General features: G+C 41.5%; 27 protein-coding genes. 11 read left to right on the top strand and 16 right to left on the bottom strand.

Going from position 1 to position 25,859, the window contains the following annotated elements; translation table 11 throughout:
* Positions 1–2: 2 nt before the first annotated feature.
* Entirely contained in the window at positions 3–1,340 is a 1,338-nt protein-coding gene (locus HMPREF2837_RS05950) for a dipeptidase (RefSeq protein ID WP_049548999.1), read from the top strand.
* A gap of 549 nt (positions 1,341–1,889) precedes the next feature.
* Here the strand turns inward: HMPREF2837_RS05950 and HMPREF2837_RS05945 are convergent.
* A complete protein-coding gene (locus HMPREF2837_RS05945; RefSeq protein WP_049548998.1) occupies positions 1,890–3,434 on the bottom strand; it encodes a peptide chain release factor 3 in 1,545 nt (514 codons plus the stop codon).
* 212 nt (positions 3,435–3,646) lie between these two features.
* On the opposite strand from HMPREF2837_RS05945, the gene gatC reads away from it, so the two are divergent.
* The 7 genes from gatC (at position 3,647) to nusB (ending at position 9,795) form a co-directional block, all read left to right on the top strand.
* Entirely contained in the window at positions 3,647–3,949 is a 303-nt protein-coding gene (gatC, locus tag HMPREF2837_RS05940; protein ID WP_049548997.1) for an Asp-tRNA(Asn)/Glu-tRNA(Gln) amidotransferase subunit GatC, read from the top strand.
* A complete protein-coding gene (gatA, locus tag HMPREF2837_RS05935; RefSeq protein WP_049548996.1) occupies positions 3,949–5,415 on the top strand; it encodes an Asp-tRNA(Asn)/Glu-tRNA(Gln) amidotransferase subunit GatA in 1,467 nt (488 codons plus the stop codon). The genes gatC and gatA overlap by 1 nt, the downstream gene beginning before the upstream one ends.
* The gene (gatB, locus tag HMPREF2837_RS05930; RefSeq protein WP_049548995.1) at positions 5,415–6,857 is read left to right on the top strand and encodes an Asp-tRNA(Asn)/Glu-tRNA(Gln) amidotransferase subunit GatB; all 1,443 of its coding nucleotides are present in this window, start codon (positions 5,415–5,417) and stop codon (positions 6,855–6,857) included. Before gatA ends, gatB begins: the two co-directional genes overlap by 1 nt.
* Positions 6,858–6,981: 124 nt before the next feature.
* Complete coding sequence (locus HMPREF2837_RS05925; RefSeq protein WP_049548994.1) at positions 6,982–8,025, top strand: 2,3-butanediol dehydrogenase; 1,044 nt, start codon at positions 6,982–6,984, stop codon at positions 8,023–8,025.
* A 376-nt stretch (positions 8,026–8,401) separates the two neighbouring features.
* Positions 8,402–8,962, top strand: coding sequence for an elongation factor P (gene efp / locus HMPREF2837_RS05915; protein WP_000568646.1), 561 nt, complete (start codon positions 8,402–8,404; stop codon positions 8,960–8,962).
* Between the two features lie 28 nt (positions 8,963–8,990).
* Positions 8,991–9,380 (top strand): Asp23/Gls24 family envelope stress response protein, encoded by a 390-nt coding sequence (locus HMPREF2837_RS05910; protein ID WP_049548992.1) that lies wholly within the window; start codon positions 8,991–8,993, stop codon positions 9,378–9,380.
* Entirely contained in the window at positions 9,373–9,795 is a 423-nt protein-coding gene (gene nusB, locus HMPREF2837_RS05905) for a transcription antitermination factor NusB (protein ID WP_049548991.1), read from the top strand. The genes HMPREF2837_RS05910 and nusB overlap by 8 nt, the downstream gene beginning before the upstream one ends.
* Positions 9,796–9,849: 54 nt before the next feature.
* Here nusB and HMPREF2837_RS05900 read toward each other — a convergent pair whose 3' ends face one another.
* The 15 genes from HMPREF2837_RS05900 to HMPREF2837_RS05825 all read right to left on the bottom strand — a co-directional run bounded on the left by HMPREF2837_RS05900 (position 9,850) and on the right by HMPREF2837_RS05825 (position 22,350).
* Positions 9,850–10,575: a CPBP family intramembrane glutamic endopeptidase gene (locus HMPREF2837_RS05900; protein ID WP_049548990.1), complete on the bottom strand. Its 726-nt coding sequence runs from the start codon at positions 10,573–10,575 to the stop codon at positions 9,850–9,852.
* A gap of 345 nt (positions 10,576–10,920) precedes the next feature.
* Complete coding sequence (locus HMPREF2837_RS05890) at positions 10,921–11,688, bottom strand: acetyl-CoA carboxylase carboxyl transferase subunit alpha (RefSeq protein WP_049548989.1); 768 nt, start codon at positions 11,686–11,688, stop codon at positions 10,921–10,923.
* On the bottom strand, positions 11,688–12,551 hold the full coding sequence (gene accD, locus HMPREF2837_RS05885; RefSeq protein WP_049548988.1) for an acetyl-CoA carboxylase, carboxyltransferase subunit beta: 864 nt from the start codon (positions 12,549–12,551) through the stop codon (positions 11,688–11,690). The genes HMPREF2837_RS05890 and accD overlap by 1 nt, the downstream gene beginning before the upstream one ends.
* 185 nt (positions 12,552–12,736) lie before the next feature.
* Entirely contained in the window at positions 12,737–14,104 is a 1,368-nt protein-coding gene (gene accC / locus HMPREF2837_RS05880; RefSeq protein WP_049548987.1) for an acetyl-CoA carboxylase biotin carboxylase subunit, read from the bottom strand.
* 11 nt (positions 14,105–14,115) lie between these two features.
* Positions 14,116–14,538, bottom strand: a complete 423-nt coding sequence (gene fabZ / locus HMPREF2837_RS05875) for a 3-hydroxyacyl-ACP dehydratase FabZ (protein WP_049548986.1) — start codon at positions 14,536–14,538, stop codon at positions 14,116–14,118.
* On the bottom strand, positions 14,535–14,978 hold the full coding sequence (gene accB, locus HMPREF2837_RS05870) for an acetyl-CoA carboxylase biotin carboxyl carrier protein (protein WP_049548985.1): 444 nt from the start codon (positions 14,976–14,978) through the stop codon (positions 14,535–14,537). Before accB ends, fabZ begins: the two co-directional genes overlap by 4 nt.
* 2 nt (positions 14,979–14,980) lie before the next feature.
* Complete coding sequence (fabF, locus tag HMPREF2837_RS05865; protein WP_049548984.1) at positions 14,981–16,216, bottom strand: beta-ketoacyl-ACP synthase II; 1,236 nt, start codon at positions 16,214–16,216, stop codon at positions 14,981–14,983.
* A 22-nt stretch (positions 16,217–16,238) separates the two neighbouring features.
* Positions 16,239–16,973 (bottom strand): 3-oxoacyl-[acyl-carrier-protein] reductase, encoded by a 735-nt coding sequence (gene fabG / locus HMPREF2837_RS05860; RefSeq protein ID WP_049548983.1) that lies wholly within the window; start codon positions 16,971–16,973, stop codon positions 16,239–16,241.
* A 31-nt stretch (positions 16,974–17,004) separates the two neighbouring features.
* A complete protein-coding gene (gene fabD, locus HMPREF2837_RS05855; protein ID WP_049548982.1) occupies positions 17,005–17,925 on the bottom strand; it encodes an ACP S-malonyltransferase in 921 nt (306 codons plus the stop codon).
* On the bottom strand, positions 17,918–18,892 hold the full coding sequence (gene fabK, locus HMPREF2837_RS05850) for an enoyl-[acyl-carrier-protein] reductase FabK (protein ID WP_049548981.1): 975 nt from the start codon (positions 18,890–18,892) through the stop codon (positions 17,918–17,920). Before fabK ends, fabD begins: the two co-directional genes overlap by 8 nt.
* A gap of 221 nt (positions 18,893–19,113) precedes the next feature.
* Complete coding sequence (locus tag HMPREF2837_RS05845) at positions 19,114–19,338, bottom strand: acyl carrier protein (protein WP_000257840.1); 225 nt, start codon at positions 19,336–19,338, stop codon at positions 19,114–19,116.
* Between the two features lie 56 nt (positions 19,339–19,394).
* Positions 19,395–20,369 (bottom strand): beta-ketoacyl-ACP synthase III, encoded by a 975-nt coding sequence (locus HMPREF2837_RS05840; RefSeq protein WP_049548980.1) that lies wholly within the window; start codon positions 20,367–20,369, stop codon positions 19,395–19,397.
* Positions 20,369–20,803: a fatty acid biosynthesis transcriptional regulator FabT gene (locus HMPREF2837_RS05835; RefSeq protein ID WP_049548979.1), complete on the bottom strand. Its 435-nt coding sequence runs from the start codon at positions 20,801–20,803 to the stop codon at positions 20,369–20,371. Before HMPREF2837_RS05835 ends, HMPREF2837_RS05840 begins: the two co-directional genes overlap by 1 nt.
* Before the next feature lie 90 nt (positions 20,804–20,893).
* On the bottom strand, positions 20,894–21,679 hold the full coding sequence (locus HMPREF2837_RS05830) for an enoyl-CoA hydratase (RefSeq protein ID WP_049548978.1): 786 nt from the start codon (positions 21,677–21,679) through the stop codon (positions 20,894–20,896).
* 110 nt (positions 21,680–21,789) lie between these two features.
* Positions 21,790–22,350, bottom strand: coding sequence for a hypothetical protein (locus HMPREF2837_RS05825; protein WP_049548977.1), 561 nt, complete (start codon positions 22,348–22,350; stop codon positions 21,790–21,792).
* A gap of 159 nt (positions 22,351–22,509) precedes the next feature.
* Here HMPREF2837_RS05825 and HMPREF2837_RS05820 point away from each other — a divergent pair, with 159 nt between their 5' ends.
* From HMPREF2837_RS05820 to serS, 3 genes are all read left to right on the top strand, one after another.
* Positions 22,510–23,874: an aspartate kinase gene (locus HMPREF2837_RS05820; protein WP_049548976.1), complete on the top strand. Its 1,365-nt coding sequence runs from the start codon at positions 22,510–22,512 to the stop codon at positions 23,872–23,874.
* A gap of 2 nt (positions 23,875–23,876) precedes the next feature.
* Entirely contained in the window at positions 23,877–24,248 is a 372-nt protein-coding gene (locus tag HMPREF2837_RS05815; RefSeq protein WP_049548975.1) for a DUF956 family protein, read from the top strand.
* A 213-nt stretch (positions 24,249–24,461) separates the two neighbouring features.
* Positions 24,462–25,736: a serine--tRNA ligase gene (gene serS / locus HMPREF2837_RS05810; protein ID WP_000884217.1), complete on the top strand. Its 1,275-nt coding sequence runs from the start codon at positions 24,462–24,464 to the stop codon at positions 25,734–25,736.
* Positions 25,737–25,859: the final 123 nt, after the last annotated feature.

Below are 25,859 nucleotides of genomic sequence, written 5' to 3'. Positions count from 1 at the left end.
GGATGAAATCCTATATTACAGAATCAATCAAAGAGGATTTTCTTCAAAGTTTGAAAACAATCATCTCTTATCCTTCTGTTCTCAATGAAGGTGAAAATGGCACTCCCTTTGGTCAAGCAATTCAAGATGTCCTGAAAAAAACGCTGGACTTATGTCAAGAACTTGGTTTTAAAACCTACCTTGATCCTCAAGGATATTATGGGTATGCAGAAGTTGGAGAGGGGGATCTCCTTGCCATCCTCTGCCACCTAGATGTAGTTCCTGCAGGCGATTTGACAGACTGGGAAACTCCTCCATTTGAAGCTAGTATCAGAAATGGGCGGGTTTATGGTCGGGGTTCTCAGGATGATAAAGGACCTTCTCTTGCAGCCCTTTACGCAGTCAAAAGCCTGCTTGACCAAGGAATTCAATTCAAAAAACGGGTTCGGTTCATATTTGGCACTGATGAAGAAACACTTTGGCGTTGTATGGCAAGATATAATGCCATTGAAGAGCAAGCCAGCATGGGATTTGCTCCCGACTCATCATTTCCATTAACCTATGCAGAAAAAGGACTCCTTCAGGTCAAACTTCATGGACCTGGATCAGAACAACTCGCCTTAGATGTAGGCGGAGCATTTAATGTCGTACCTGATAAGGCAACCTATCAAGGACCACTTATGGATCAGATCCAGACAGGCCTCATATCTGCTGGCTACGATTATCAACAAAATGACCAGAACCTTACTGTTCTAGGACTATCTAAGCATGCCAAGGATGCTAGCCAAGGGATTAATGCAGTCATTCGATTAGCCACCGTCCTTGATTCCATTCAATCCCATCCTGCACTTACATTTCTTGCCAAAGAAGTTGGTCAAGATGGTCAAGATGGTCAAGGAAAAGGAATCTTTGGTGATATCAGCGACCAGCCTTCTGGACATTTATCCTTTAATGTGGCCGCCTTAACCATTACTCCCGAAAGTTCTGAGATTCGAATTGATATCCGAATCCCAGTCCTTGCAGACAAGGATGCCCTTGTTCATCAGCTGATAGAGTGCGCAAAAGCTTACCAACTTAGCTACCAAGAATTTGACTACCTAGCACCACTTTACGTGGCAAGAGATAGTATGCTCGTCACTACTCTCATGCAAGTTTATGAAGAAAAAACTGGTGACAAGAGTCCCGCTCTATCATCTGGCGGTGCAACCTTTGCACGTACGATGCCAAACTGTGTCGCTTTTGGCGCCCTCTTCCCAGGAAGAGAGCAAACAGAACATCAAGCAAATGAATATGCTATCTTAGATGATCTCTATCAGGCTATGGATATCTATGCTGAAGCTGTTTACCGATTAGCGACCTAAAAGACCTCCTAAACTCCGTCCCAAATCGGGACGGAGTTTTAGGAAAATTCTAAATAGCAAGTCACAACAAAAGCCAAGGAAGGGATTTTCTTGGCTTTTTGCAATAGTTTTAAGGTAAGTTACAAACTCAGATACTCTTTTTCACTACGACACTGAGTTTGGCAAATCGATTCTATTTGGCAAACGAAGTTAGTAAGGCAGTTAGCTAGGCCACTTTCTACACGTTACGACACTGAGTTTTACAAATCGATTTTATTTGCCAAACGCAGTTAGAAAGGCAGGCAGCTAGACCGCTTCCTTTCTGTTACTAGGCAAACTGCCATAGCGGTTACCGATTGTTACATTACGACACACAGTTTAGCAAATCGATTCCATTTGCCAAACGTAGTTAGTGAGGCAAGCAGGTAGCCCAATTTCTACCCGTCACGACGTAAAGTTTTACGAATCGATACTATTCGTAAAACTTTACTAGTGGAGCGCCTAGCCAAGTTCCATAGAAACTTGGCGTTAGTTACTTAGATTGTTACACAATCAAGTAACTTTGGCGATCTACATCTTCTCTTCTAACTCTACATCTGGATACTTGTCCGCAAACCAGCGGAGGGCAAAGTCATTTTCAAAGAGGAAGACAGGCTGGTCAAAGCGGTCTTTAGCCAAGATGTTTCGACTTGAAGACATACGCTCATCCAAGTCCTCAGGCTTGATCCAGCGAACGGTCTTTTTACCCATTGGGCTCATAACCACTTCTGCATTGTACTCATTTTCCATACGATGTTTGAAGACTTCAAACTGCAATTGACCAACGGCACCCAACATATATTCACCTGTTTGGTAGTTGGTATAAAGCTGAATAGCTCCTTCTTGAACCAATTGCTCGATTCCCTTATGGAAAGATTTTTGTTTCATGACGTTCTTAGCAGAAACTTTCATGAAAATCTCAGGAGTAAAGGTTGGCAGTGGTTCAAATTCATACTTATTTTTTCCAACAGTTAGTGTATCCCCAACCTGATAAGTACCTGTATCGTAAACCCCGATGATATCTCCAGCCACGGCATTAGTGACATTTTCACGACTTTCCGCCATAAACTGAGTCACATTCGAAAGTTTAGCCCCTTTACCAGTACGAGGGAGATTGACACTCATGCCACGCTCAAATTCACCCGATACAATACGAACAAAGGCGATGCGGTCACGGTGTCGAGGGTCCATGTTGGCTTGAATTTTAAAGACAAAACCTGAGAAATCCTTGTCATACGGATCCACAATTTCGCCATCTGTTTTCTTGTGTCCATGTGGTTCTGGAGCAAACTTGAGGAAAGTCTCAAGGAAGGTCTGAACACCAAAGTTAGTAAGAGCTGATCCAAAGAATACTGGTGTCAAATCACCTGCAAGAATGGCTTCCTCTGAGAATTCATTTCCTGCTTCATTCAAAAGCTCAATATCATCTTTAACTTGTTCATAGAATGGATTGCTAGCAAAGAGTTTATCGCCATCTTCTAGGCTGGCAAAACGTTCATCCCCTTTGTAGAGTTCCAAACGTTGGTTATAGAGGTCGTAGAGCCCCTCAAAGGCTTTCCCCATTCCGATTGGCCAGTTCATTGGATAACTTGCAATACCCAAGACTTCTTCCAATTCTTGCAAGAGATCTAGTGGTTCACGACCGTCACGGTCCAGCTTGTTCATAAAGGTAAAGACTGGAATCCCGCGGTGTTTGACAACCTCAAATAATTTCTTGGTTTGGGCCTCGATACCCTTGGCAGAGTCCACTACCATGACCGCAGCATCCACCGCCATCAAGGTCCGATAGGTATCTTCTGAGAAGTCCTCGTGCCCTGGCGTGTCTAGGATATTCACACGCTTGCCATCATAGTCAAACTGCATGACAGATGAGGTTACCGAAATCCCACGTTGTTTCTCGATATCCATCCAGTCAGACTTGGCAAAAGTCCCTGTTTTCTTTCCTTTTACAGTACCAGCCTCACGAATCTCGCCCCCAAAGTAGAGCAATTGCTCAGTGATGGTTGTTTTCCCCGCGTCCGGGTGAGAGATAATGGCAAAGGTACGACGTTTCTTAATTTCTTCTTGAATATTCATAAGTTCTCTTTCTTTGATTCTCTATTTTTCTTGTTTCAATGGCTAAGAATGATTTCTACATTGGATTTTACCATTCCTTTCAACACTCCATTATATCGGATTTTAGCATTTTTTTCAATTTCTATTTCTTTTCAGTTCCGCCTCCCTTATTTATAGGAAAATATGGTAAAATAGAACAGATAAATAATCATCATTTCACGAAAGGATACCAGATGAAAATTACGCAAGAAGAGGTAACTCACGTTGCCAATCTTTCAAAATTAAAATTCTCAGAAGAAGAAACTGCTGAGTTTGCGACAACACTCTCAAAAATTGTTGATATGGTCGAATTGCTGGGCGAAGTCGACACTACTGGTGTTGAAGCAACGACTACCATGGCAGATCGCAAGACCGTTCTTCGCCCAGACGTAGCCGAAGAAGGAACTGACCGTGATCGCTTATTTAAAAATGTACCTGAAAAAGATAACTACTATATCAAGGTACCAGCTATTCTGGATGATGGAGGAGATGCCTAATGACTTTTAACAATAAAACGATTGAAGAGTTGCACAACCTCCTTGTATCTAAGGAAATTTCTGCAACCGAACTAACGCAAGTAACACTTGAAGATATCAAATCTCGCGAGACAGCTATCAACGCTTTTGTTACCATCGCTGAAGACCAAGCTCTTGCTCAAGCCAAGGCTATTGACCAAGCTGGAATCGATGCTGAAAATATCCTTTCAGGAATTCCACTTGCGGTTAAGGATAATATCTCTACAGACGGCATCCTGACAACTGCTGCCTCAAAAATGCTCTACAACTATGAGCCAATCTTTGATGCGACAACCGTTGCCAATGCAAAAGCGAACGGCATGATTGTCGTAGGGAAAACTAACATGGACGAATTTGCCATGGGTGGTTCAGGTGAAACTTCACACTATGGTGCGACTAAAAACGCTTGGGATCAAAGCAAGGTTCCTGGTGGTTCATCAAGTGGTTCTGCCGCAGCTGTAGCCTCAGGACAAGTTCGCTTGTCACTTGGTTCTGATACTGGTGGTTCCATCCGCCAACCTGCTGCCTTCAATGGGATTGTTGGTCTCAAACCAACCTACGGAACGGTTTCACGTTTCGGTCTCATTGCCTTTGGTAGCTCATTGGACCAAATTGGTCCTTTTGCTCCAACTGTTAAGGAAAATGCTCTCTTGCTCAATGCTATTGCTAGCGAAGATGCTAAAGACTCTACTTCTGCTCCTGTCCGCATTGCTGACTTTACTTCAAAAATCGGCCAAGACATCAAGGGCATGAAAATCGCTTTGCCTAAAGAATATCTTGGCGAAGGGATTGACCCAGAAGTTAAGGAAACTATTCTTAATGCTGCCAAACACTTTGAAAAACTGGGTGCCATCGTCGAAGAAGTGAGCCTGCCTCACTCTAAATACGGTGTTGCCGTCTACTACATCATCGCTTCATCAGAAGCTTCATCAAACTTGCAACGTTTTGACGGTATCCGTTACGGCTATCGCGCAGAAGATGCAACCAACCTTGATGAAATCTATGTAAACAGCCGTAGCCAAGGTTTTGGTGAAGAAGTGAAACGTCGTATCATGCTAGGTACTTTCAGTCTTTCATCAGGTTACTACGATGCCTACTACAAGAAAGCTGGTCAAGTCCGTACCCTCATCATTCAAGATTTCGAAAACGTCTTTGCGGATTATGACTTGATTTTGGGTCCAACTGCTCCTAGTGTTGCTTATGACTTGGACTCACTCAACCATGACCCAGTTGCCATGTACTTGGCTGACCTTTTAACAATTCCTGTCAACTTGGCTGGTCTACCAGGAATTTCAATTCCTGCAGGATTTGTTCAAGGTCTACCAGTAGGACTCCAATTGATTGGTCCTAAGTATTCAGAAGAAACTATCTACCAAGCTGCTGCTGCTTTTGAAGCAACAACAGACTACCACAAACAACAACCCGTGATTTTTGGAGGTGACAACTAATGAACTTTGAAACAGTCATTGGACTTGAAGTCCACGTAGAGCTCAACACCAATTCAAAAATCTTCTCACCTACTTCTGCCCACTTTGGAAATGACCAAAATGCCAACACTAACGTGATTGACTGGTCTTTCCCAGGCGTACTACCAGTTCTCAATAAGGGTGTTGTCGATGCTGGTATCAAGGCAGCTCTTGCCCTCAACATGGACATCCACAAGAAGATGCACTTTGATCGCAAAAACTACTTCTATCCTGATAATCCTAAAGCCTATCAAATTTCTCAATTTGATGAGCCAATTGGTTACAACGGATGGATTGAAGTGGAACTAGAAGACGGAACAACTAAGAAAATCGGTATCGAGCGTGCTCACCTAGAGGAGGACGCTGGTAAGAACACCCACGGTACGGATGGTTTCTCTTATGTCGACCTTAATCGTCAAGGCGTGCCATTGATTGAGATTGTATCTGAAGCCGACATGCGCTCACCAGAAGAAGCCTACGCTTATCTAACAGCCCTCAAGGAAGTGATCCAATACGCTGGTATCTCTGACGTTAAGATGGAAGAAGGTTCTATGCGTGTAGATGCCAACATCTCTCTTCGTCCTTATGGTCAAGAGAAATTTGGTACCAAAACTGAGTTGAAAAACCTCAACTCCTTCTCAAACGTTCGTAAAGGTCTTGAATACGAAGTGCAACGTCAGGCTGAAATACTTCGCTCTGGTGGTCAAATCCGCCAAGAAACACGTCGTTATGATGAAGCGAACAAGGCAACTATCCTCATGCGTGTCAAGGAAGGTGCTGCAGACTACCGCTACTTCCCAGAACCAGACCTACCACTCTTTGAAATCTCAGATGAGTGGATTGAGGAAATGCGTACAGAGTTGCCAGAGTTTCCAAAAGAACGCCGTGCGCGTTATGTATCTGACCTTGGTTTATCAGACTACGATGCTAGTCAGTTGACTGCTAATAAAGTCACTTCTGACTTCTTTGAGAAAGCTGTTGCCCTCGGTGGCGATGCTAAACAAGTCTCTAACTGGCTCCAAGGGGAAGTTGCTCAATTCTTGAATGCCGAAGGCAAAACACTGGAACAAATCGAATTGACACCAGAAAACTTGGTTGAAATGATTGCCATCATCGAAGACGGCACTATCTCGTCTAAGATTGCCAAGAAAGTCTTTGTCCACCTGGCTAAAAATGGTGGAGGTGCGCGTGAATACGTGGAGAAATCAGGTATGGTTCAAATCTCAGATCCAGAAATCTTGATTCCAATTATCCACCAAGTCTTTGCAGATAACGAAGCTGCTGTTGCCGACTTCAAGTCAGGAAAACGTAACGCTGACAAAGCCTTCACAGGATTCCTCATGAAAGCAACCAAAGGCCAAGCCAACCCACAAGTCGCCCTCAAGCTACTTGCCCAAGAATTGGCTAAGTTGAAAGAAGATTAATATGTAAAAGAAACCAGCCCTGAGGTTGGTTTTTCTTGACAAATACAAGGAAAGCGTTTACAATATTGCATGTAAAGTTTCCTAAAAGGAAAACTAAAAATCGCAACAATAAGGAGTTATTCATATGGCTACAATGAAAGCAGCTCGCTGGCATGCAGCAAAAGATGTTCGTATTCAAGAAGTAGAAGTCCCTGAGGTACTTCCGCACCAAGTAAAAGTTGCTGTTAAATTCACAGGAATTTGTGGTACTGACCTCCACGAATTTTTAGATGGCCCTATCTTCATCCCAACAGAAGAACATGTCTATTCTGGTCAAAAAGCACCAGTAACACTGGGACATGAATTTTCTGGTGAAATTGTAGAAGTCGGAAGCGATGTTACTCGTGTTAAAGTTGGTGATCGTGTTGCTGTAGAACCAATTCTAGCTAAGAATAACTTAGTTGGTAATTATAATTTGGATCCAAACCTTAATTTTGTCGGTTTGGCTGCAGACGGTGGATTTGCCAAATATTGTGTTTTAGACGGTGACTTAGTACATGTCATTCCAGATAGCTTAAGCTATGAGCAAGCTGCTCTCACTGAGCCAGCTGCTGTTGCAGTTTATGCAGTTCGTCAATCAGCACTAAAAACTGGTGATACTGCTGCTGTCTTTGGCTTAGGTCCGATTGGTCTTTTAATTGTAGAAGCCCTTCGTGCAGCGGGTGCTTCTAAGATTTATGCTGTTGAACTATCACCTGAACGTCAAGCAAAAGCTGAAGAGTTAGGAGCTATAGTTGTCCGTCCGGAAGAAGGTGAAACAGCTGTTGAAGCTATTCATCGTTTAACAAACGGTGGTGTAGATGTTTCTTATGAAGTAACGGGTGTGCCAGTAGTTTTAGGACAAGCCTTAGCTGCCGTACATAAAGCAGGTGAGTGTATGGTGGTCTCTATCTGGGAACGAGAAGCAAATATTAATCCGAATGAATTTGCAATCCAAGAAAAGACACTAAAAGGAATCATTGCTTATCGTCATATCTTCCCTAAAGTATTAGAATTGATGGAACAAGGCTACTTCTCTGCTGAAAAATTAGTTACTAAGAAAATTAAATTGGAAAATATAGTCGAAGAAGGCTTTATCGAATTAACTCAAGATAAGTCACAAATTAAAATTTTGGTAGAACCAGAATAAAAATCAATCTTTTTAAGACAATACTAACAGGTCGGAGCAAGCTTACTTCGGCCTTTTGAAATATAATACTCTTCGAAAAACTCTTCAAACCACGTCAGCGTCACATTACCGTATATATGGTTACTGACTTCGTCAGTTCTATCTGCAACCTCAAAACAGTGTTTTGAGCAACCTGCGGCTTGCTTCCTAGTTTGCTCTTTGATTTCCATTGAGTATGAGAAGAAATATAGTGGATACTCTTTAACATTAACCACTCCACCTGACTAGGCAATATTCTTTTTCTCCCCTACCATCTCCCGTTAACTATTTTGACTTTATTTCCAGAAGATTTTATGGTAGAATGAAGAGTAATAATATTTATTAAAGAGGTAAAAACATGATTGAAGCAAGTAAACTAAAAGCTGGTATGACCTTTGAAACAGCAGAAGGAAAATTGATCCGCGTTTTGGAAGCTAGCCACCACAAACCAGGTAAAGGAAACACTATCATGCGTATGAAATTGCGTGATGTCCGTACTGGTTCAACATTTGAAACAAGCTACCGCCCAGAAGAAAAATTTGAGCAAGCTATTATCGAAACAGTTCCAGCTCAATACTTGTACAAAATGGACGACACAGCTTACTTCATGAATACAGAAACTTATGACCAATACGAAATTCCTGTTGTAAATGTTGAAAACGAATTGCTTTACATCCTTGAAAACTCAGATGTAAAAATCCAATTCTACGGAACTGAAGTAATCGGTGTGACTGTACCAACTACTGTTGAATTGACAGTTGCTGAAACACAACCATCTATCAAAGGTGCTACTGTTACAGGTTCTGGTAAACCAGCAACAATGGAAACTGGTCTTGTCGTGAACGTTCCAGACTTCATCGAAGCAGGACAAAAATTGATTATCAACACTGCAGAAGGAACTTACGTTTCTCGCGCCTAATCTCTAGAAACTAGAAAGAGGTCATTCTATGGGAATTGAAGAACAACTTGGCGAAATCGTCATCGCCCCACGTGTACTTGAAAAAATTATTGCTATCGCAACTGCGAAAGTTGAAGGCGTACACTCTTTTTCAAACAAATCAGTATCTGACACCCTTTCAAAACTTTCTCTTGGTCGTGGCGTATATCTAAAAGAAGCAAACGATGAGCTCACAGCTGATATCTACCTCTACCTAGAGTACGGTGTCAAAGTTCCTAAGGTTGCTATGGCTATCCAGAAAGCTGTTAAGGATGCTGTCCGCAATATGGCTGATGTTGAAATCACTGCCGTCAACATTCACGTTGCTGGTATCGTTCCAGATAAAACACCAAAACCAGAATTGAAAGACTTATTCGACGAGGACTTCCTCAATGACTAGTCCATTATTAGAATCTAGACGTGAACTACGTAAGTGTGCTTTCCAAGCCTTGATGAGTCTTGAATTTGGTTCAGATCTAGAAACTGCTTGTCGCTTCGCCTACACACATGATCGCGAAGATACAGACGTACAACTTCCTAACTTCCTTGTAGAGCTCGTTTCTGGTGTCCAAGCTAAAAAGGATGATCTGGATAAACAAATCACTCAACATTTGAAAACTGGTTGGACCATCGATCGTCTGACTTTAGTGGAAAAAACTCTTCTACGCCTAGGAGTTTTTGAAATTACTTCATTTGACACTCCTCAACTCGTAGCTGTTAACGAAGCCATTGAGCTTGCTAAAAGCTTTTCAGATCAAAAATCAGCCCGTTTTATCAACGGACTCCTCAGTCAATTTGTGACAGAAGAAGATTAAATAATATAGAAAAAGTGTTTGACAATTATCAAACACTTTTTTCTTTCCCTTCTACTATCTAAAAAAGTGGTAATAGACATAATTATAAACAAAAATCCAGATGGGCTTTGCATAAGTGAGAAAGTTGAAAAAACTATGGCATAGGATTGTAATTTTCAGGTTCTTTGTCCAACGGTAGACAAGGGCATAGAAGAAACCGCCTAAACTATAAAACATTAAACTGATAGGATCGCGATGGGAAAATACCAAATGACTGATTCCAAAGATAAGGGCTGATAAGATAACATCCAGATAATACTTGGAGTTTGGAAAGAAGGTATTCATAAAATACCCTCTATCAGCGCTCTCCTCAAATATAGGAGCAACGATGACACTCGATATAAAATGGAAACTAGTCGCTAAAAAAGTAGGTTGTCCATTAGAATATAAAGTCGAAATAAGGTCTTGAAAGATATACTTGTTATCAATTAAGTGATGAAACTGTAACTGAAAAGTATCCAACAATTGACGAACAAAATAAGTAGCCACTAGACTTATTACAAGGTAGAAAAGCCTTGACCATTTCCATGACTGTTTTTCAAGGATAAAGAGCATTTTTTTCTTTTTCAACCAGCAGACAAACACCACTAAAAGAGTTACTTCACCAACTGCTGAAATGATAGAATATCCATCTATCCCCCATCCTAAAAACTTAGCCATATGAAGACTACTAAACTCTAGTAGATAAACCGATAAAAATACCAGTAATATATAGGTTCCCAAATGCCCTAGTTTTTTCATACTCACTCCTTTAACTTATCAATAACCAACACCAGAACCACGTCTAGTCACATCAACAAGTATAGTTTTCTGATTTGTTGCTATACTAGGTCAAATCCAAATTCTTTCATCAAACATCCAAATCATACCACCGCCTGAAACTTGCTCTAACTCTTCAAACGAAAGAACTGTAAATATATCTGTCAAGTAGCTTCTTAAATAATATGTTTCTAAGCCTATATGTTCATTATACATATTTTTTTGATTATTTTAGCAGTTATTTCCTCAACTGTCAATTCTTAATCCTGAAATGTCTTTTTATAGAAGCCAAAAAGCTAGAACCTTTTCCTAGTTCTAGCTTTCTTTTTAATATTTTCTAAAGCGTTGATAACGTTCTTCAATGAGTTGATCTAGCGGAAGTTTACCAAGTACATCGAGTTCTGCTTGGAGTTGTTCCTTCACTTGCTTGATTAAATCTTTGCTTGAAAGACCAACTTCAGAAATGACCTTATCTACAACTTGCATATCCAACAACTCATACGAGGTGATTTTCATCAACTCAGCTGCTTCCATGGCGCGAGTTCCATCTTTCCATAAGATAGAAGCAAAGCCTTCGGGACTGAGAACTGCATAGACAGAGTTTTCTAGCATCCAAACACGGTCCGCGACTGCTAGAGCTAGAGCTCCACCAGAGCCACCTTCTCCGATAATAATGGCAATAATGGGCACTTTTAGGTCGCTCATTTCAAAGAGATTACGGGCGATAGCTTCACCTTGTCCACGTTCCTCTGCCCCTACACCTGGATAGGCACCAGCAGTGTTGATAAAGGTAACAACAGGACGACCAAACTTTTCAGCTTGCTTCATCAAACGAAGGGCCTTGCGATAGCCTTCTGGATGGGGTTGTCCAAAGTTACGGTTAAGATTATCTTGTAAACTTTTACCTTTTTGGATTCCAACTACAGTTACTGCTTGGTCTCCCAACCATCCGATACCACCAACCACAGCACCATCATCTCTGAAAGAGCGATCACCATGTAGCTCTACAAAGTCATCAAAAATTCCTGTTGCGAAGTCCAAGGCAGTTAAGCGGGTTTGTTCACGTGCTTCTCTGACGATTTTCGCTATATTCATCAACGATCCCCCTTATGCAACCTTACTAATCGAGCAATCATATCTGGCAATTCTCGCCGTTTTACAATTGCATCTACAAAGCCATGCTCTAGAAGAAACTCTGCCTTCTGGAAATCCTCTGGTAAGTCTTCCCTTACAGTATTTTCAATCACACGGCGTCCAGCAAAACCAACCAGACTTTGCGGCTCTGCCAAGATGATATCCCCTTCCATGGCGAAGGAAGCTGTTACACCTCCAGTCGTCGGATCAGTAAGGATTGTCAGATAAAAGAGACCTGCATTGGAATGACGTTTGACTGCTGTAGAGATTTTGGCCATCTGCATCAAGCTCATGATTCCTTCCTGCATGCGTGCTCCGCCAGAAGCTGTAAACAATACGACAGGTAATTTTTCAGCGGTCGCATATTCGAACAAGCGAGTGATTTTCTCACCAACAACTGTCCCCATTGACGCCATAATAAAGTTAGAATCCATGATGCCAAGGGCAACCTTCTCTCCCTTAATCAAAGCTGTTCCTGTTACAACAGCCTCATCAAGACCTGTCTTTTCACGCATCAAAGTCAATTTTTTACGATAGCCTGGAAAATTCAAAGGATCCTGAGTCTCAATCCCTTTAAACATTTCCAAAAACGTACCCATATCAATGGTTAAAGCTAAACGCTCTTGAGCTGAAATACGGAAGGTATAGCCACAGTGAGGGCATATACGCTCACTCCCCAAGTCCTTTTGGTAAATCGTGTATTTGCAACCTGGACATTGGGAGAAGAGCTCATCTGGAACCTCTGGCTTGATCTGAGGTTGATTTACAGTCGAACGATTGGGATTGATTCGAATATATTTATCTTTTTTACTAAATAGAGCCATACATCCCCCTTTTCGGTCTTATACTATTTTTATACTCAATTAAAATCAAAGAGCAAACTAGGAAGCTAGCCGCAGGTTGCTCAAAGCACTGCTTTGAGGTTGTAGATAAGACTGATGAAGTCAGTCACATATATAATCCAAGGCGACGTTGACGCGGTTTGAAGAGATTTTCGAAGAGTATTACATTATTCTTTTTCTTGATAGTGTGGTAAGAAGGTCTCCATCAAGAAGGAAGTATCGTAGTCCCCTGCTATCACGCGACGATCAGAGATTAGATCTAGTTGGAAATCAGCATTGGTGACGATTCCTTCAATTTCGAGTTCATATAGAGCTCGTTGCATTTTCATAAGAGCATCAAAACGATTTTCACCATGAACAATAATCTTAGCAATCATACTCTCATAGTAGGGTGGAATAGTGTAACCTGGATAAACTGCAGAGTCAACACGCAAGCCAACACCACCACTTGGTAGATAGAGATTAGTAATCTTACCAGGACTTGGTGCAAAATTAAAGGCTGGGTTTTCCGCATTAATACGACACTCAATGGCATGACCTTTTAGAACAATATCTTCCTGCTTCAAAGCCAATGGTTGACCTGCTGCAATACGAATCTGTTCCTTGACAATATCCACACCAGAAACAAATTCTGTAACAGGATGCTCTACTTGAATACGAGAATTCATCTCCATAAAGTAGAATTTACCACTTGCTTCATCCAATAGAAACTCAATAGTACCAGCATTCTCGTAACCAACAGACTCCGCTGCACGAACAGCTACAGCACCAATTTCATTACGCAGTGTCTTCCCAATAGCAATTGAAGGACTTTCTTCTAAAACTTTTTGGTTATTCCGCTGAAGCGAACAGTCACGCTCACCTAGGTGAATAACATGACCCATCTGGTCAGCAAGAATCTGTACTTCAATATGTCGAGCAGGATAAATCACACGCTCTAGGTACATAGCCCCATTACCAAAGTTGGCTTTAGATTCACTAGAGGCTGTTTCAAAGGCTGAAACAAGATCTTCTGCCTTTTCAACCTTACGAATCCCTTTACCACCACCTCCAGCTGATGCCTTAAGCATGACTGGATAACCAATCTTTTCGGCAATAGCAAGAGCCTCTTCAGCAGTATGGACTTCACCATCTGAACCAGGAATGACGGGTACCTTAGCCTTAATCATCTGAGCACGGGCGTTGATTTTATCTCCCATGACATCCATTACTCGAGCTGATGGCCCGATAAATTTGATACCGACTTCTTCACACATGGTTGCAAATTTGGAATTTTCACTTAAAAATCCAAATCCAGGGTGAATAGCTTCAGCTTCAGTCAATACCGCAGCTGAAAGGATGGCATTGATGTTCAGATAAGATTCTGTAGCCTTCCCAGGGCCGATACAGATAGCCTCATCAGCCAAAAGAGTGTGGAGAGCTTCCTTGTCAGCAGTCGAATAGACAGCGACTGTTGCGATTCCTAACTCTCGAGCCGCACGAATAATACGAACAGCAATTTCACCACGATTGGCAATTAAAATCTTACGAAACATGGAAAACCTCCCTAGTTTCCAATAGCAAAGGTCAGAGTACCGCTTGCTGCAAGCTTACCATCTACTTCTGCCTTCGCTTCTACTACAGCGATTGTGCCACGACGTTTGACAAACGTTGCTGTCATGACAAGCTGATCACCAGGAACAACTTGTTTCTTAAACTTAACCTTATCCATACCAGCATAGAAGACAAGTTTCCCTTTTTTTTCAGGTTTAGACAATTCCAAAACACCTGCTGTCTGAGCCAAGGCTTCCATAATGAGGACTCCTGGCATAACTGGGTATTGAGGAAAATGACCATTGAAGAAAGGTTCGTTAATCGTCACATTTTTAATGGCAACGATTGTATCTTCGCTGACTTCCAAAACACGATCCACTAAGAGCATGGGATAGCGGTGAGGCAAAGCTTCTTTAATTCCTTGAATATCAATCATTTGATACGTACCAAGCCTTTCCCGAACTCAACCATTTCTTCATTAGCAACAAGAACTTCTGTTACGACACCGTCTTTAGGTGCTGGAATTTCGTTCATGACCTTCATGGCTTCTATGATGACCAAGGTTTGGCCTTTTTTAACAGTATCACCAACTGAAACAAAATTAGGTTTGTCTGGTCCCGCAGACAAGTAAGCAACTCCGACAAGTGGACTCTCTACTAGATCTCCTTCAGCTACAGATTCAGTAACGCTTGTTTCTGAATCTGTTTCTACAATTGGTGTTGTAGTTGGAGCTTGAGGTGCTGGACTTGCTTCTGCAACAAGTTTCGCTTCATTCTTACTGAAGACCAACTCATCCGTTCCATTTTTATAAGAAAATTCTTTCAAGCTTGACTGGTCAAATTGCGCCATCAAGTCTTTGATTTCATTTAAATTCATCTTTACTTATTCTCCCAACGTTTGAAAGCAAGGACTGCATTATGCCCACCAAATCCAAAGGTATTTGAGATAGCATATGGAATTTCACGCTCCAATCCCTGTCCATAGATAACGTTCGCTTCGATATAGTCTGATAATTCTTTCGTTCCAGCTGTCATTGGAACATAGCTATGACGAATAGCTTCAATAGTAGCAATGGCTTCAACAGCCCCTGCTGCTCCCAGCAAATGACCTGTGAAGGATTTGGTTGAAGAAACTGGAACATCCTTACCTAGAACAGATACAATGGCACCACTTTCTCCTTTTTCATTGGCAGGAGTCGAGGTTCCATGAGCATTGACATAGGCTACTTGGTCTGGAGAAATCTCAGCTTCTTCCAAGGCTAATTTGATGGCTTTAATAGCTCCTTGTCCTTCTGGATGTGGTGAAGTCATATGGTAGGCATCACAAGTGTTCCCGTAACCAACAACTTCAGCTAGAATAGTTGCACCGCGTTTTTCTGCGTGCTCTAGACTTTCAAGAACCAACATCCCTGCCCCTTCTCCCATGACAAAACCATTACGGTCTTTGTCAAATGGAATAGAGGCACGACTTGGATCCTCTGTTGTTGAAAGAGCTGTCAAGGCTTGGAAGCCTGCAATGGCAAATGGAGTGATAGAAGCCTCAGAACCACCAACTAGCATGATGTCTTGGTAACCAAACTTAATGGAACGAAAGGCATCCCCGATTGCATCATTTGAAGAAGCACAAGCAGTATTGATAGATTTACAAATACCATTAGCACCAAAGCGCATAGCAACATTTCCTGAGCCCATATTTGCTAAAGCTTTTGGAAGGGTCATCGGTTTCACACGTTTTGGACCTTTTTCATGAAGGCGAATGACTTGATCTTCGATTTCCTTGATTCCACCAATACCTGAAGCAACGATAACACCAAAGCGATCCTTATCCAGAGCTTCTACATCAAGACCTGCATGATTAACGGCTTCTTGTGCTGCATATAGCGCATACAAAGAATAATCATCGAAACGATTGGTATCTTTTTTTACAAAATATTTGTCAAAAGGAAAATCTTTGATTTCTGCCGCATTATGCACTGCAAATTCACTATGATCAAACTTAGTAATTTCACCAATTCCAATCTTACCAGTTTTTAAGCTGTTCCAAAATTCTTCTGGTGTGTTTCCGATTGGAGATGTCACTCCATAACCTGTCACTACTACTCGATTCAGTTTCATTCTTCTACCTCTATTTTAACTCTTATTGCATGGTTAGTCCACCATCAATTGCAATTACTTGTCCTGTTAGATAATTTTGACTAGCAAGAAAGGCTGTCACATCAGCCACCTGCTCTGCTTGTCCAAACTGTTTCATCGGAATTTGCGCCAACATGGCATCCTTTACTTTATCTGTCAAGACAGCGGTCATATCCGATTCAATCATTCCTGGCGCAATAGCATTTACTCTCACATTGCGATTGGCAACCTCACGTGCTACAGACTTGGTAAAACCAATCAATCCTGCCTTTGAAGCAGCATAGTTCGCTTGACCGATATTTCCCATGAGACCAACGACACTAGACATATTGATGATAGCACCTTCGCGAGCTTTTATCATCGGTTTTAAGACTGATTGTGTCATATTGAAGGCACCTGTCAAATTGACTTTTAAAACCTTCTCAAAATCTTCTTCTGTCATCTTAAGCATGAGAGTGTCTTGAGTAATCCCAGCATTATTAACGAGGACATCAACTGAACCCAGCTCTTCAATGGCTTGGTCCACCATACGCTTTGCGTCCGCAAAATTAGAAACGTCACCAGAAATAGCAAGGACCTTCACTCCGTATGGTTTAAATTCAGCTAGAAGCTCCTCAGAGATTTCACCACGACTATTCAAGACAACATTGGCTCCCAAGCTGGCAAATTTATGAGCAATGGCAAGACCAATTCCTCGACTTGAGCCTGTGATAAAGACATTTTTATTTTCTAGTTTCATGTTTCTCCTTTCAAAACTTCTACCAGTTTGGCTAATTTTCTAAGAGTGCTTGTAAACTTGCTTGATCTTCCACATTTGCAAGTTGAGCTGTTTTATCAATCTTTTTGACAAATCCTGACAAGATCTTCCCAGGACCAATCTCGATAAAACGATTCACACCAGCTTCTTGCATAAGAGCAATACTTTCATAAAAACGCACCGGTTCCTTAACTTGACGAGTTAAGAGTTCTGCAATGCGTTCTTTTTCCACGACCTTTGCTTCTGTATTGCCAACAAGTGGACAAGCAAAGTCAGAAAACTCAATCTCTGTCAAGACTTGAGCTAATTTCTGACTAGCAGTTTCCAGCAAAGCTGTATGGAAAGGACCTGAAACATTGAGCTGAATTAAACGTTTTGCTCCTGCTTCTTGCAAGAGTCGAACCGCACGATCTACCGCCACTACCTCACCACCAATAACAATCTGACTCGGCGTATTGTAGTTAGCTGGAGTTACAACACCAAGTTTAGAGGCTTCTTGACAAGCTTTTTCAATTACTTCAACCGGTGTATTAAGCACAGCTACCATTTTCCCTGATCCTGCTGGTGCTGCTTCTTCCATATAAGACCCACGTTTTGCAACTAGAGCCACTGCATCTTCAAAATCCAAGGCACCACTAGCTACCAGGGCAGAATATTCTCCAAGAGACAAACCTGCCACCATATCAGGCTGATAACCTTTCTCCTTTAGTAGTCGGTAAATAGCAACGGACGTAGCTAAAATAGCTGGTTGCGTGTAACAAGTCTGATTTAGCTTTGTTTCATCATTATCAATCAAGTCACGAAGGTCATACCCTAAGACTTGGCTAGCTTGGTCGATTGTTTCCTTGACGATAGCATATTGGTCGTATAGCTCACGTCCCATTCCTAGGTACTGGGCTCCTTGACCTGCAAATAGAAAGGCTGTTTTAGTCATTTCTTGTAACTCCTGCCCAACGAGCAGCTTCTGCTTGAATCTTTTCAGCTGCACCGTAGTAAATATCTTTTAAGATTTCTTCAACAGTTTCTTCTTTCGAAACCAGACCTGCAATCTGACCAGCCATAACTGAACCGCCATCCACATCACCATGGACAACAGCCTTAGCTAAGGCTCCTGCGCCCATTTGTTCAAAAATTTCTAAGTCTGGATTTTCTTGTTTAAAGGCATCTTTTTCAGCTTGCTCGAAATCACGAGTCAATTTGTTTTTAATGGCACGAACTGCGTGTCCAAAATGTTGTGCTGAGATCGTTGTGTCAATATCACGAGCTTTTAAAATCTTAGCTTTATAGTTTGGATGAGCATTTGATTCTTTAGCAACTACAAAACGAGTTCCTACTTGCACAGCTTCTGCACCAAGCATAAATCCAGCTGCAGCTCCCTCACCGTCTGCAATACCACCAGCAGCGATAACAGGAATTGAAACAGCAGCTGCAACTTGACGAACCAAGGTCATGGTCGTTAATTTACCGATGTGTCCACCGGCTTCCATACCTTCAGCAATGACAGCATCCGCACCAATTTTTTCCATGCGTTTTGCCAAAGCCACACTTGGGACAACTGGAATAACAGTAATCCCTGCCTCATGGAATCGTTCCATGTATTTACTTGGATTCCCTGCGCCAGTTGTAACAACCTTAACCCCTTCTTCAATCACAAGATCAACGATATCTTCAACAAATGGAGACAAAAGCATAATGTTGACACCAAATGGCTTGTCTGTTAATGATTTAATCTTATCGATATTGGCCTTAACCACTTCCTTGGGAGCATTTCCTCCACCGATGATACCCAAACCACCTGCCTTTGAAACAGCACCCGCTAGGTCACCATCAGCAACCCAGGCCATTCCTCCCTGAAGGATAGGATATTTAATATTCAATAATTCTGTAATACGTGTTTTCATAGTGCCTCCATGAGTCTTGCTTAGGTAATAGTTCGACCATATTATACTTTGACTGTCAAACTATTACCTGAACAAGAGGGAGCGGGTTTCCCTACTCCTTCTCCATTTATTTAATACTCAATGAAAATCAAAGAGCAAACTAGGAAGCTAGCCGCAGGCTGTACTTGAGTACGGCAAGGCGAAGCTGACGTGGTTTGAATTTGATTTTTGAAGAGTATAAATTATTTTGTTTGCTCTTCAACATAAGCAACCAAGTCACCAACTGTTTTCAAGTTGTCTTCTGCTTCGATTTGGATATCAAAAGCATCTTCGATTTCAGAGATTACTTGGAACAAGTCCAATGAATCTGCATCCAAATCATCAAAAGTAGATTCAAGCGTTACTTCTGATGCATCTTTTCCAAGTTCTTCAACGATAATTTCTTGTACTTTTTCAAATACTGCCATGATAGACTCCTTTAAAATAAATAGTTTTTATAACAATGTGTTTACCACATGATTACCTAAATTGTAACAACAAGCGTGCCCCATGTCAAACCTCCACCGAAGCCTGACAAGAGTATTTTTTGGCTACCATCCAAATGGATGAGCCCTTCTTCTACACACTCTGAAAGTAAAATCGGAATACTTGCCGCACTAGTATTGCCATACTTGGTCATATTTGCGGGAAGCTTATCACGATCTACACCGATTTTTCTAGCCATCTTATCCAAGATACGGTTATTGGCCTGATGAAGCAGGAGATAGTCTAGTTCTTCTGCAGATACAGGACTCATCTCTATGGTCTCCTTGATAGACTTAGCAACATCTCGAATTGCAAAATCAAAAACTGCTCGGCCATCCATTTTCAAGAAAGCATCTGGCTTTTCTTGAACTGAAAATGGGGAAGTCAAACCTGTCTGCCCATAGGTCAAGCACTCACTACGTGAACCATCGCTATTGAGACTTTCCGCTAGGAAATGTTGCTTATCGCTTGCTTCTAACAAGACGCCACCAGCTCCATCTCCAAATAGGACAGCTGTTGAACGATCTGTCCAGTCTAAGGTTTTGGACATAGTTTCACTACCGATGACCAAGCCCTTGCCAAATCGTCCAGATGATATGAATTTCTCAGCAGTTGAAAGGGCAAAGGTGAAGCCACTACAAGCGGCGGTTAGATCAAATGCAAAGGCCTTACGAGCACCAATACGAGCCTGTACACGTGCTGCAGTAGAAGGCATCATTGAGTCAGGTGTCATCGTAGCTAGGATGATAAAATCCAACTCTTCAGCAGAAATCCCTGCCTTCTCTAGGAGTTGTTTTGCAACTGCCGTTGCCAAATCTCCTGTTGATTCTGTCTTAGAAATGCGACGTTCCTTAATCCCAGTTCGACTTGAAATCCATTCATCACTCGTATCCATAACCTGAGCTAAATCCTCATTTGTGACAATCTGCTCTGGTACATAATGAGCAACCTGGCTTATTTTTGCAAAAGCCATTATTTCAAATCCTCCAAAAATTGATAAAGATTGGTCAAACCTTTACTCATAACATCCAGTTCCTCTGGGCTCATGCCTTCGATAATTCTTTCGACCATGGCCTTATGGAAACGTTTATGGAGACGATGTACGAGTCGACCTTTCTTGGTCAAATGCAGATGTACTACACGACGATCCTGATCTGATCGCAAGCGCTCGATATAACCTTTTCGTTCCAAGTTGTTTAAGCTAGTTGTCACGGTTCCTAGAGTTACCATCAACTCTTTAGACACTTGACTTGGAGTCACATCTGGAAACTTGCCAATCACATCAATCGTGTGCATTTCCTTGATGGAGATATCCTTGAAACGACTACCTCTCAAACTCATTTCCTCAATCACCAAGACGTTATTAAAAATAGATGTTAAATAGTCATTGATCCGTTGGTAGTCCAATTTTCTTCCCTCCCTCATCAAAAAGTTTAACTATCAAAACATTTGACAAAAAAAGTATATCAAACTTCAAAGAATTGCGCAAGTATTTTATTATTTCCCCCAAAATTTTGGATGTCTTCTTTCAGAATGTGCACGAACACCTTCCTTAAAATCTTCGGTATAAGATAGAGTTTCCTGTAGCTCCAGTTCCAATTTGGCATATTCATGCCACTGCTTAAACTCGCTCTCCCAGACCAATTTCTTAATGGCTGCGTATGAGTTAGTAGATCCTATTCTCAACTTCTTCAATAGTTGCTCTCTTGCCTTTTCCAGTTGCTCACTAGCACACAGACGATAGACAGCTCCTACTTCTAAAGCCTTCTCAGCTGTAAAAGCTTCACCGGTCATAGCCAGTTGCGTTGCCCGAGCCGCTCCTAGTGATCGTGTCAGCAAGAATAAACCACCCGCATCTGGAGCCAGGCCCACGCCTACAAAGGCTTGAATGAATTTAGCTTTGTCAGAAGCAATACAGAAATCAACTGCTAAAGCCATATTAGCCGCAGCTCCAGCAACTGCTCCGTCTACTTCCATGATGATAGGCTTAGGAATTTGCTTCAGTTTATAAGAAATGGCATTGACTAATTCTGCAATCTGAACCAAGGATGCAATATCATCCTCATCGACAGCTCGTTTCATCTCTACCAAGTCTCCTCCGACAGAAAAAACTTTGCCTCTTGCATTGATGAGAATATAGGAAACAGCACTATCTTTTTCAGCTAATTCTAAGGCTTCTAAAATTTCCTGACACATAGGAATATGAAAACCATTTGCTACCTCGGGACGATTCAGAGTAAGCATCGCTAGATCGTCCTGAACTTGATAGATAATATGATTCATAGCCACTCCTTTTAAATTACAATGATATTTAAATTGTTTTATTTTCAAATTATATCTTTTTCTGACTTTTTAAACAAGAGAAAAATCGACCGAAAGTGTCTCGGCCGATTTTAAAATCTTAGTTTGGTCTCTAAAAATACAGGAAAACCAGTACTTGTATCATCCATGAAATCATAAATCACTTCAAGCATTCGTCCTCCTTCTCTCTGATAGAGCTGTTCTTGGTTGGATCCCTTGTGGTAGAATTCTCCTGAAACCATGTAAAAAACACGATTTGGATCTTCAAGGTAGGCAAAAAAATTGCCTGTAAAAGGAGCTTCCTTATCCCCGTCCTTGGTGACCAGACTTGTAGCTAAGAGTTTCGTGATTCCTCTAAATTGTCCACTTTCATCTGTTCGACAATAAAACTTGACTCTAGCTTCATAGTCAGGATTAACGATAATCTTTTCAGAGAGAATTCGATAGGTCCTTGCCTTACTATCTGACAAGCCGATAGATAAGATAATTTTAGCCCTCTCAACTGAAATATGACGCTCCTGAGCATACTCCATCGCTAATTCTTCTCCCGTCAAACGACCACTGGGAAGAGGATGAGACCTTGCTCCAATATTTGTAGGAATCATCACGAAGGTAAGGACTAGTAAAATTAAACAAACCACTCTTTTAATCATCTTCCCCCAACTCCTTTCATCAGAAGAGTCTTTCCTCCTACATCTTTATTATAAGCTTTCCTGATGAGACTTTCAAACAATTGTATAGGATATTTTCCAGATTGAAAAAAGCCCCTCTTTCTGCTATAATCGTATAAAATACTTACTTTAGGAGTTCTTATGAAGGTTGTAAAATTTGGTGGAAGTTCACTTGCCTCTGCTAGTCAGTTAGAAAAAGTTCTAAACATTGTAAAAAGTGACCCTGAACGTCGTTTCGTAGTTGTATCTGCTCCAGGCAAACGTGACGCCGAGGATACTAAGGTGACAGATGCCTTAATTAAATACTACCGCGACTATGTAGCTGGTAACGATATCAGTAAACGTCAAAACTGGATTATTGATCGTTATGCTGCCATGGTTAGTGAGCTAAAACTCAAACCAACAGTTCTAGAAAAAATCTCAAAAAGCATCCGTGCTCTTGCAACTCTTCCAATTGAAGATAATAAGTTTCTCTATGATACCTTTCTAGCAGCTGGAGAAAATAACAATGCCAAGTTGATTGCAGCCTACTTTAACCAAAATGGCTTGGAGGCGCGTTATGTTCATCCTAGAGAAGCTGGTATCGTCGTTACGAGCGAACCTGGAAATGCACGTATCATCCCATCAAGTTACGATAAAATCGAGGAATTGACAAATTCAACTGAAGTTCTTGTTATCCCTGGTTTCTTCGGTGTTACTAAGGAGGATCAAATCTGTACCTTCTCACGTGGAGGATCAGACATTACAGGTTCTATCATTGCTGCCGGTGTTAAGGCAGACCTCTATGAAAACTTTACAGACGTTGATGGTATCTTTGCAGCCCACCCAGGTATTATACACCAACCACACTCGATCCCTGAGTTGACCTACCGTGAAATGCGTGAATTGGCCTATGCTGGATTCTCTGTACTACACGATGAAGCACTTCTACCAGCCTACCGTGGGAAAATTCCTCTTGTCATTAAAAATACCAACAATCCAGACCACCCAGGTACTCGCATTGTGCTACAACATAGCAGCGACAAATTCCCAGTTGTTGGGATCGCTGGTGATTCTGGCTTTGTCAGCATTAATATGTCTAAGTATCTGATGAACCGCGAAATCGGTTTTGGTCGTAAAGTTCTTCAGATTCTTGAGGACCTTAATATTGGTTGGGAACATATGCCAACTGGTATCGATGACCTATCTATCATTTTACGTTCACGAGAATTAACTCCTATTAAAGAAGAAGAAATCCTTCGTCAGTTAGTTCAAAAAGCAGAGGTAGACCACGCTGAAATCGAACACGACCTCTCTATCATTATGATTGTTGGGGAAAAAATGAAGCGCCATATCGGGGTAACTGCTACAGCCACTCGTGCCCTATCTGAAAACAACATTAACATCCAAATGATGTCACAAGGTTCTAGTGAAGTTTCTATCATGTTTGTTGTCCAAAAAGACCAAGAAAAAGCCGCTCTTAAAGCTCTCTACCAAGCATTTTTCGGTGAAAATAAGGAAGACTAAACATGGCACAATCCCTCAACAAGGTCGTCGACTTGCAAACAACTGGAACCTCCTATCTCTCCATTACAGGAAAGGTTGGAAAATTTCTGGTTGGAGATCATGCGCTAGAATTTTACGCAGATCGTAATGTCGAGGACTATATTCAAATCCCATGGTCCAGCGTTAACCAAATCGGAGCCAATGTTTCAGGCCGCAAGGTCAGTCGTCATTTTGAAATCTTTACAGATCAAGGAAAATTCCTCTTCGCCTCAAAAGACTCTGGAAAAATCCTTAAGATTGCTCGTGAAAAATTGGGAAATGACAAGGTAGTCAAACTTCCTACCTTAGTCCAAATCATTGGTCAAAAAATTAAAAATCTATTTGCAAAAAAATAAAAAGTTTAGTATAATCATAGCAACGGATAAGTAGGTTACTTCCTTCTTTCAGAAAGTCTGCGGGTGCTGCGAGCAGATAGAGGATTTAATTGAAATTCTACCGTTATTTTAAATCAAATACAGAATCAAGTGCACACCTGTGAAGTTGGATGGAACCGTGGCCCTGCCACTCCAACGCGTTGTCAGGTGTGCTTTTTTCACAAAGGAGTTTATATGTTAGATATCAAACGTATTCGTACAGACTTTGATGCTGTCGCTGAAAAACTAGCTACACGTGGTGTAGATGCTGCTATCTTGAATGAGATGAAAGAAATCGATGCCAAACGACGTGACATCTTGGTTAAGGTTGAAACTCTCAAGGCAGAGCGTAACACAGTTTCTGCTGAAATTGCCCAAGCTAAGCGAAACAAAGAAAATGCAGACGACAAGATTGCAGCTATGCAAACCCTCTCTGCCGAGGTAAAAGCTCTTGATGCTGAGTTGGCGGAGATTGATGCTAAATTGACAGAATTTACCACTACTCTTCCAAATATCCCAGCTGATAGCGTGCCTATCGGTGCTGACGAGGATGATAACGTAGAAGTTCGCCGTTGGGGAACTCCTCGCGAGTTTGACTTTGAACCAAAAGCCCACTGGGATCTTGGTGAAGACCTTGGTATCCTTGACTGGGAACGCGGTGGAAAGGTAACTGGAGCGCGCTTCCTATTCTACAAAGGACTTGGGGCTCGTTTGGAACGTGCTATCTACAACTTTATGTTGGATGAGCATGGAAAGGAAGGTTATACTGAAGTCATCACACCTTACATGGTTAACCATGATTCAATGTTTGGTACAGGACAATATCCAAAATTCAAGGAAGATACGTTTGAATTGAAAGATACGAACTACGTCCTCATTCCTACCGCTGAAGTTCCTCTGACAAACTACTATCGTGATGAAATCCTTGACGGAAAAGACTTGCCAATCTACTTTACTGCTATGAGCCCATCTTTCCGTTCAGAAGCTGGTTCTGCTGGTCGTGATACTCGTGGCTTGATTCGTTTGCACCAATTCCACAAGGTTGAAATGGTGAAATTTGCCAAACCTGAAGAATCATACGAAGAATTAGAAAAGATGACAGCCAACGCTGAAAACATTCTTCAAAAACTAAACTTACCATACCGTGTAGTTGCTCTTTCTACAGGAGATATGGGCTTCTCAGCTGCTAAGACTTACGACTTGGAAGTTTGGATTCCAGCGCAAAATACCTACCGCGAGATCTCAAGCTGTTCAAATACAGAAGATTTCCAAGCACGTCGTGCCCAAATCCGTTACCGTGATGAAGCAGATGGTAAGGTTAAACTTCTTCACACCTTGAATGGTTCTGGACTTGCTGTTGGACGTACCGTCGCTGCTATCCTTGAAAACTATCAAAACGAAGATGGTTCTGTGACCATTCCAGAAGTTCTTCGTCCATACATGGGTGGAGCTGAAGTTATCAAACCATAATTAAGTAGATGTAAAAAGAGGAGGCTGAGCTTCCTCTTTTTGAGTAATTCAAAAGAAACAGGTAGAAATCTTTCATTCTACCTGTTTTTATTTATAGTCAATTGAAACAAGAACAAGACAAAA

This window comes from Streptococcus sp. HMSC071D03 (assembly GCF_001812125.1).
GTDB classification, from domain to species: domain Bacteria; phylum Bacillota; class Bacilli; order Lactobacillales; family Streptococcaceae; genus Streptococcus; species Streptococcus pseudopneumoniae_N.
The sequence above is the reverse complement of the archived record's forward strand: the minus strand, read 5'-3'. Positions and strand labels throughout refer to the sequence as shown.

Excerpts from the sequence above, each read along its gene's own strand:
- fabF (WP_049548984.1), bottom strand. The coding sequence starts at position 16,216 with ATGAAACTGAATCGAGTAGTAGTGACAGGTTATGGAGTGACATCTCCA.
- HMPREF2837_RS05950 (WP_049548999.1), top strand. The coding sequence starts at position 3 with ATGAAATCCTATATTACAGAATCAATCAAAGAGGATTTTCTTCAAAGT.
- HMPREF2837_RS05820 (WP_049548976.1), top strand. The coding sequence starts at position 22,510 with ATGAAGGTTGTAAAATTTGGTGGAAGTTCACTTGCCTCTGCTAGTCAG.
- fabK (WP_049548981.1), bottom strand. The coding sequence starts at position 18,892 with ATGAAAACACGTATTACAGAATTATTGAATATTAAATATCCTATCCTT.
- HMPREF2837_RS05845 (WP_000257840.1), bottom strand. The coding sequence starts at position 19,338 with ATGGCAGTATTTGAAAAAGTACAAGAAATTATCGTTGAAGAACTTGGA.
- HMPREF2837_RS05815 (WP_049548975.1), top strand. The coding sequence starts at position 23,877 with ATGGCACAATCCCTCAACAAGGTCGTCGACTTGCAAACAACTGGAACC.
- HMPREF2837_RS05945 (WP_049548998.1), bottom strand. The coding sequence starts at position 3,434 with ATGAATATTCAAGAAGAAATTAAGAAACGTCGTACCTTTGCCATTATC.
- fabZ (WP_049548986.1), bottom strand. The coding sequence starts at position 14,538 with ATGATTGATATTCAAGGAATTAAAGAAGCTTTGCCTCACCGCTATCCC.
- HMPREF2837_RS05900 (WP_049548990.1), bottom strand. The coding sequence starts at position 10,575 with ATGAAAAAACTAGGGCATTTGGGAACCTATATATTACTGGTATTTTTA.
- nusB (WP_049548991.1), top strand. The coding sequence starts at position 9,373 with ATGACTAGTCCATTATTAGAATCTAGACGTGAACTACGTAAGTGTGCT.
- accB (WP_049548985.1), bottom strand. The coding sequence starts at position 14,978 with ATGAATTTAAATGAAATCAAAGACTTGATGGCGCAATTTGACCAGTCA.
- efp (WP_000568646.1), top strand. The coding sequence starts at position 8,402 with ATGATTGAAGCAAGTAAACTAAAAGCTGGTATGACCTTTGAAACAGCA.
- accC (WP_049548987.1), bottom strand. The coding sequence starts at position 14,104 with ATGTTTCGTAAGATTTTAATTGCCAATCGTGGTGAAATTGCTGTTCGT.
- fabD (WP_049548982.1), bottom strand. The coding sequence starts at position 17,925 with ATGACTAAAACAGCCTTTCTATTTGCAGGTCAAGGAGCCCAGTACCTA.
- gatA (WP_049548996.1), top strand. The coding sequence starts at position 3,949 with ATGACTTTTAACAATAAAACGATTGAAGAGTTGCACAACCTCCTTGTA.
- HMPREF2837_RS05825 (WP_049548977.1), bottom strand. The coding sequence starts at position 22,350 with ATGATTAAAAGAGTGGTTTGTTTAATTTTACTAGTCCTTACCTTCGTG.
- accD (WP_049548988.1), bottom strand. The coding sequence starts at position 12,551 with ATGGCTCTATTTAGTAAAAAAGATAAATATATTCGAATCAATCCCAAT.
- gatB (WP_049548995.1), top strand. The coding sequence starts at position 5,415 with ATGAACTTTGAAACAGTCATTGGACTTGAAGTCCACGTAGAGCTCAAC.
- HMPREF2837_RS05840 (WP_049548980.1), bottom strand. The coding sequence starts at position 20,369 with ATGGCTTTTGCAAAAATAAGCCAGGTTGCTCATTATGTACCAGAGCAG.
- HMPREF2837_RS05910 (WP_049548992.1), top strand. The coding sequence starts at position 8,991 with ATGGGAATTGAAGAACAACTTGGCGAAATCGTCATCGCCCCACGTGTA.
- fabG (WP_049548983.1), bottom strand. The coding sequence starts at position 16,973 with ATGAAACTAGAAAATAAAAATGTCTTTATCACAGGCTCAAGTCGAGGA.
- HMPREF2837_RS05925 (WP_049548994.1), top strand. The coding sequence starts at position 6,982 with ATGGCTACAATGAAAGCAGCTCGCTGGCATGCAGCAAAAGATGTTCGT.
- serS (WP_000884217.1), top strand. The coding sequence starts at position 24,462 with ATGTTAGATATCAAACGTATTCGTACAGACTTTGATGCTGTCGCTGAA.
- HMPREF2837_RS05830 (WP_049548978.1), bottom strand. The coding sequence starts at position 21,679 with ATGAATCATATTATCTATCAAGTTCAGGACGATCTAGCGATGCTTACT.
- gatC (WP_049548997.1), top strand. The coding sequence starts at position 3,647 with ATGAAAATTACGCAAGAAGAGGTAACTCACGTTGCCAATCTTTCAAAA.
- HMPREF2837_RS05890 (WP_049548989.1), bottom strand. The coding sequence starts at position 11,688 with ATGAATATAGCGAAAATCGTCAGAGAAGCACGTGAACAAACCCGCTTA.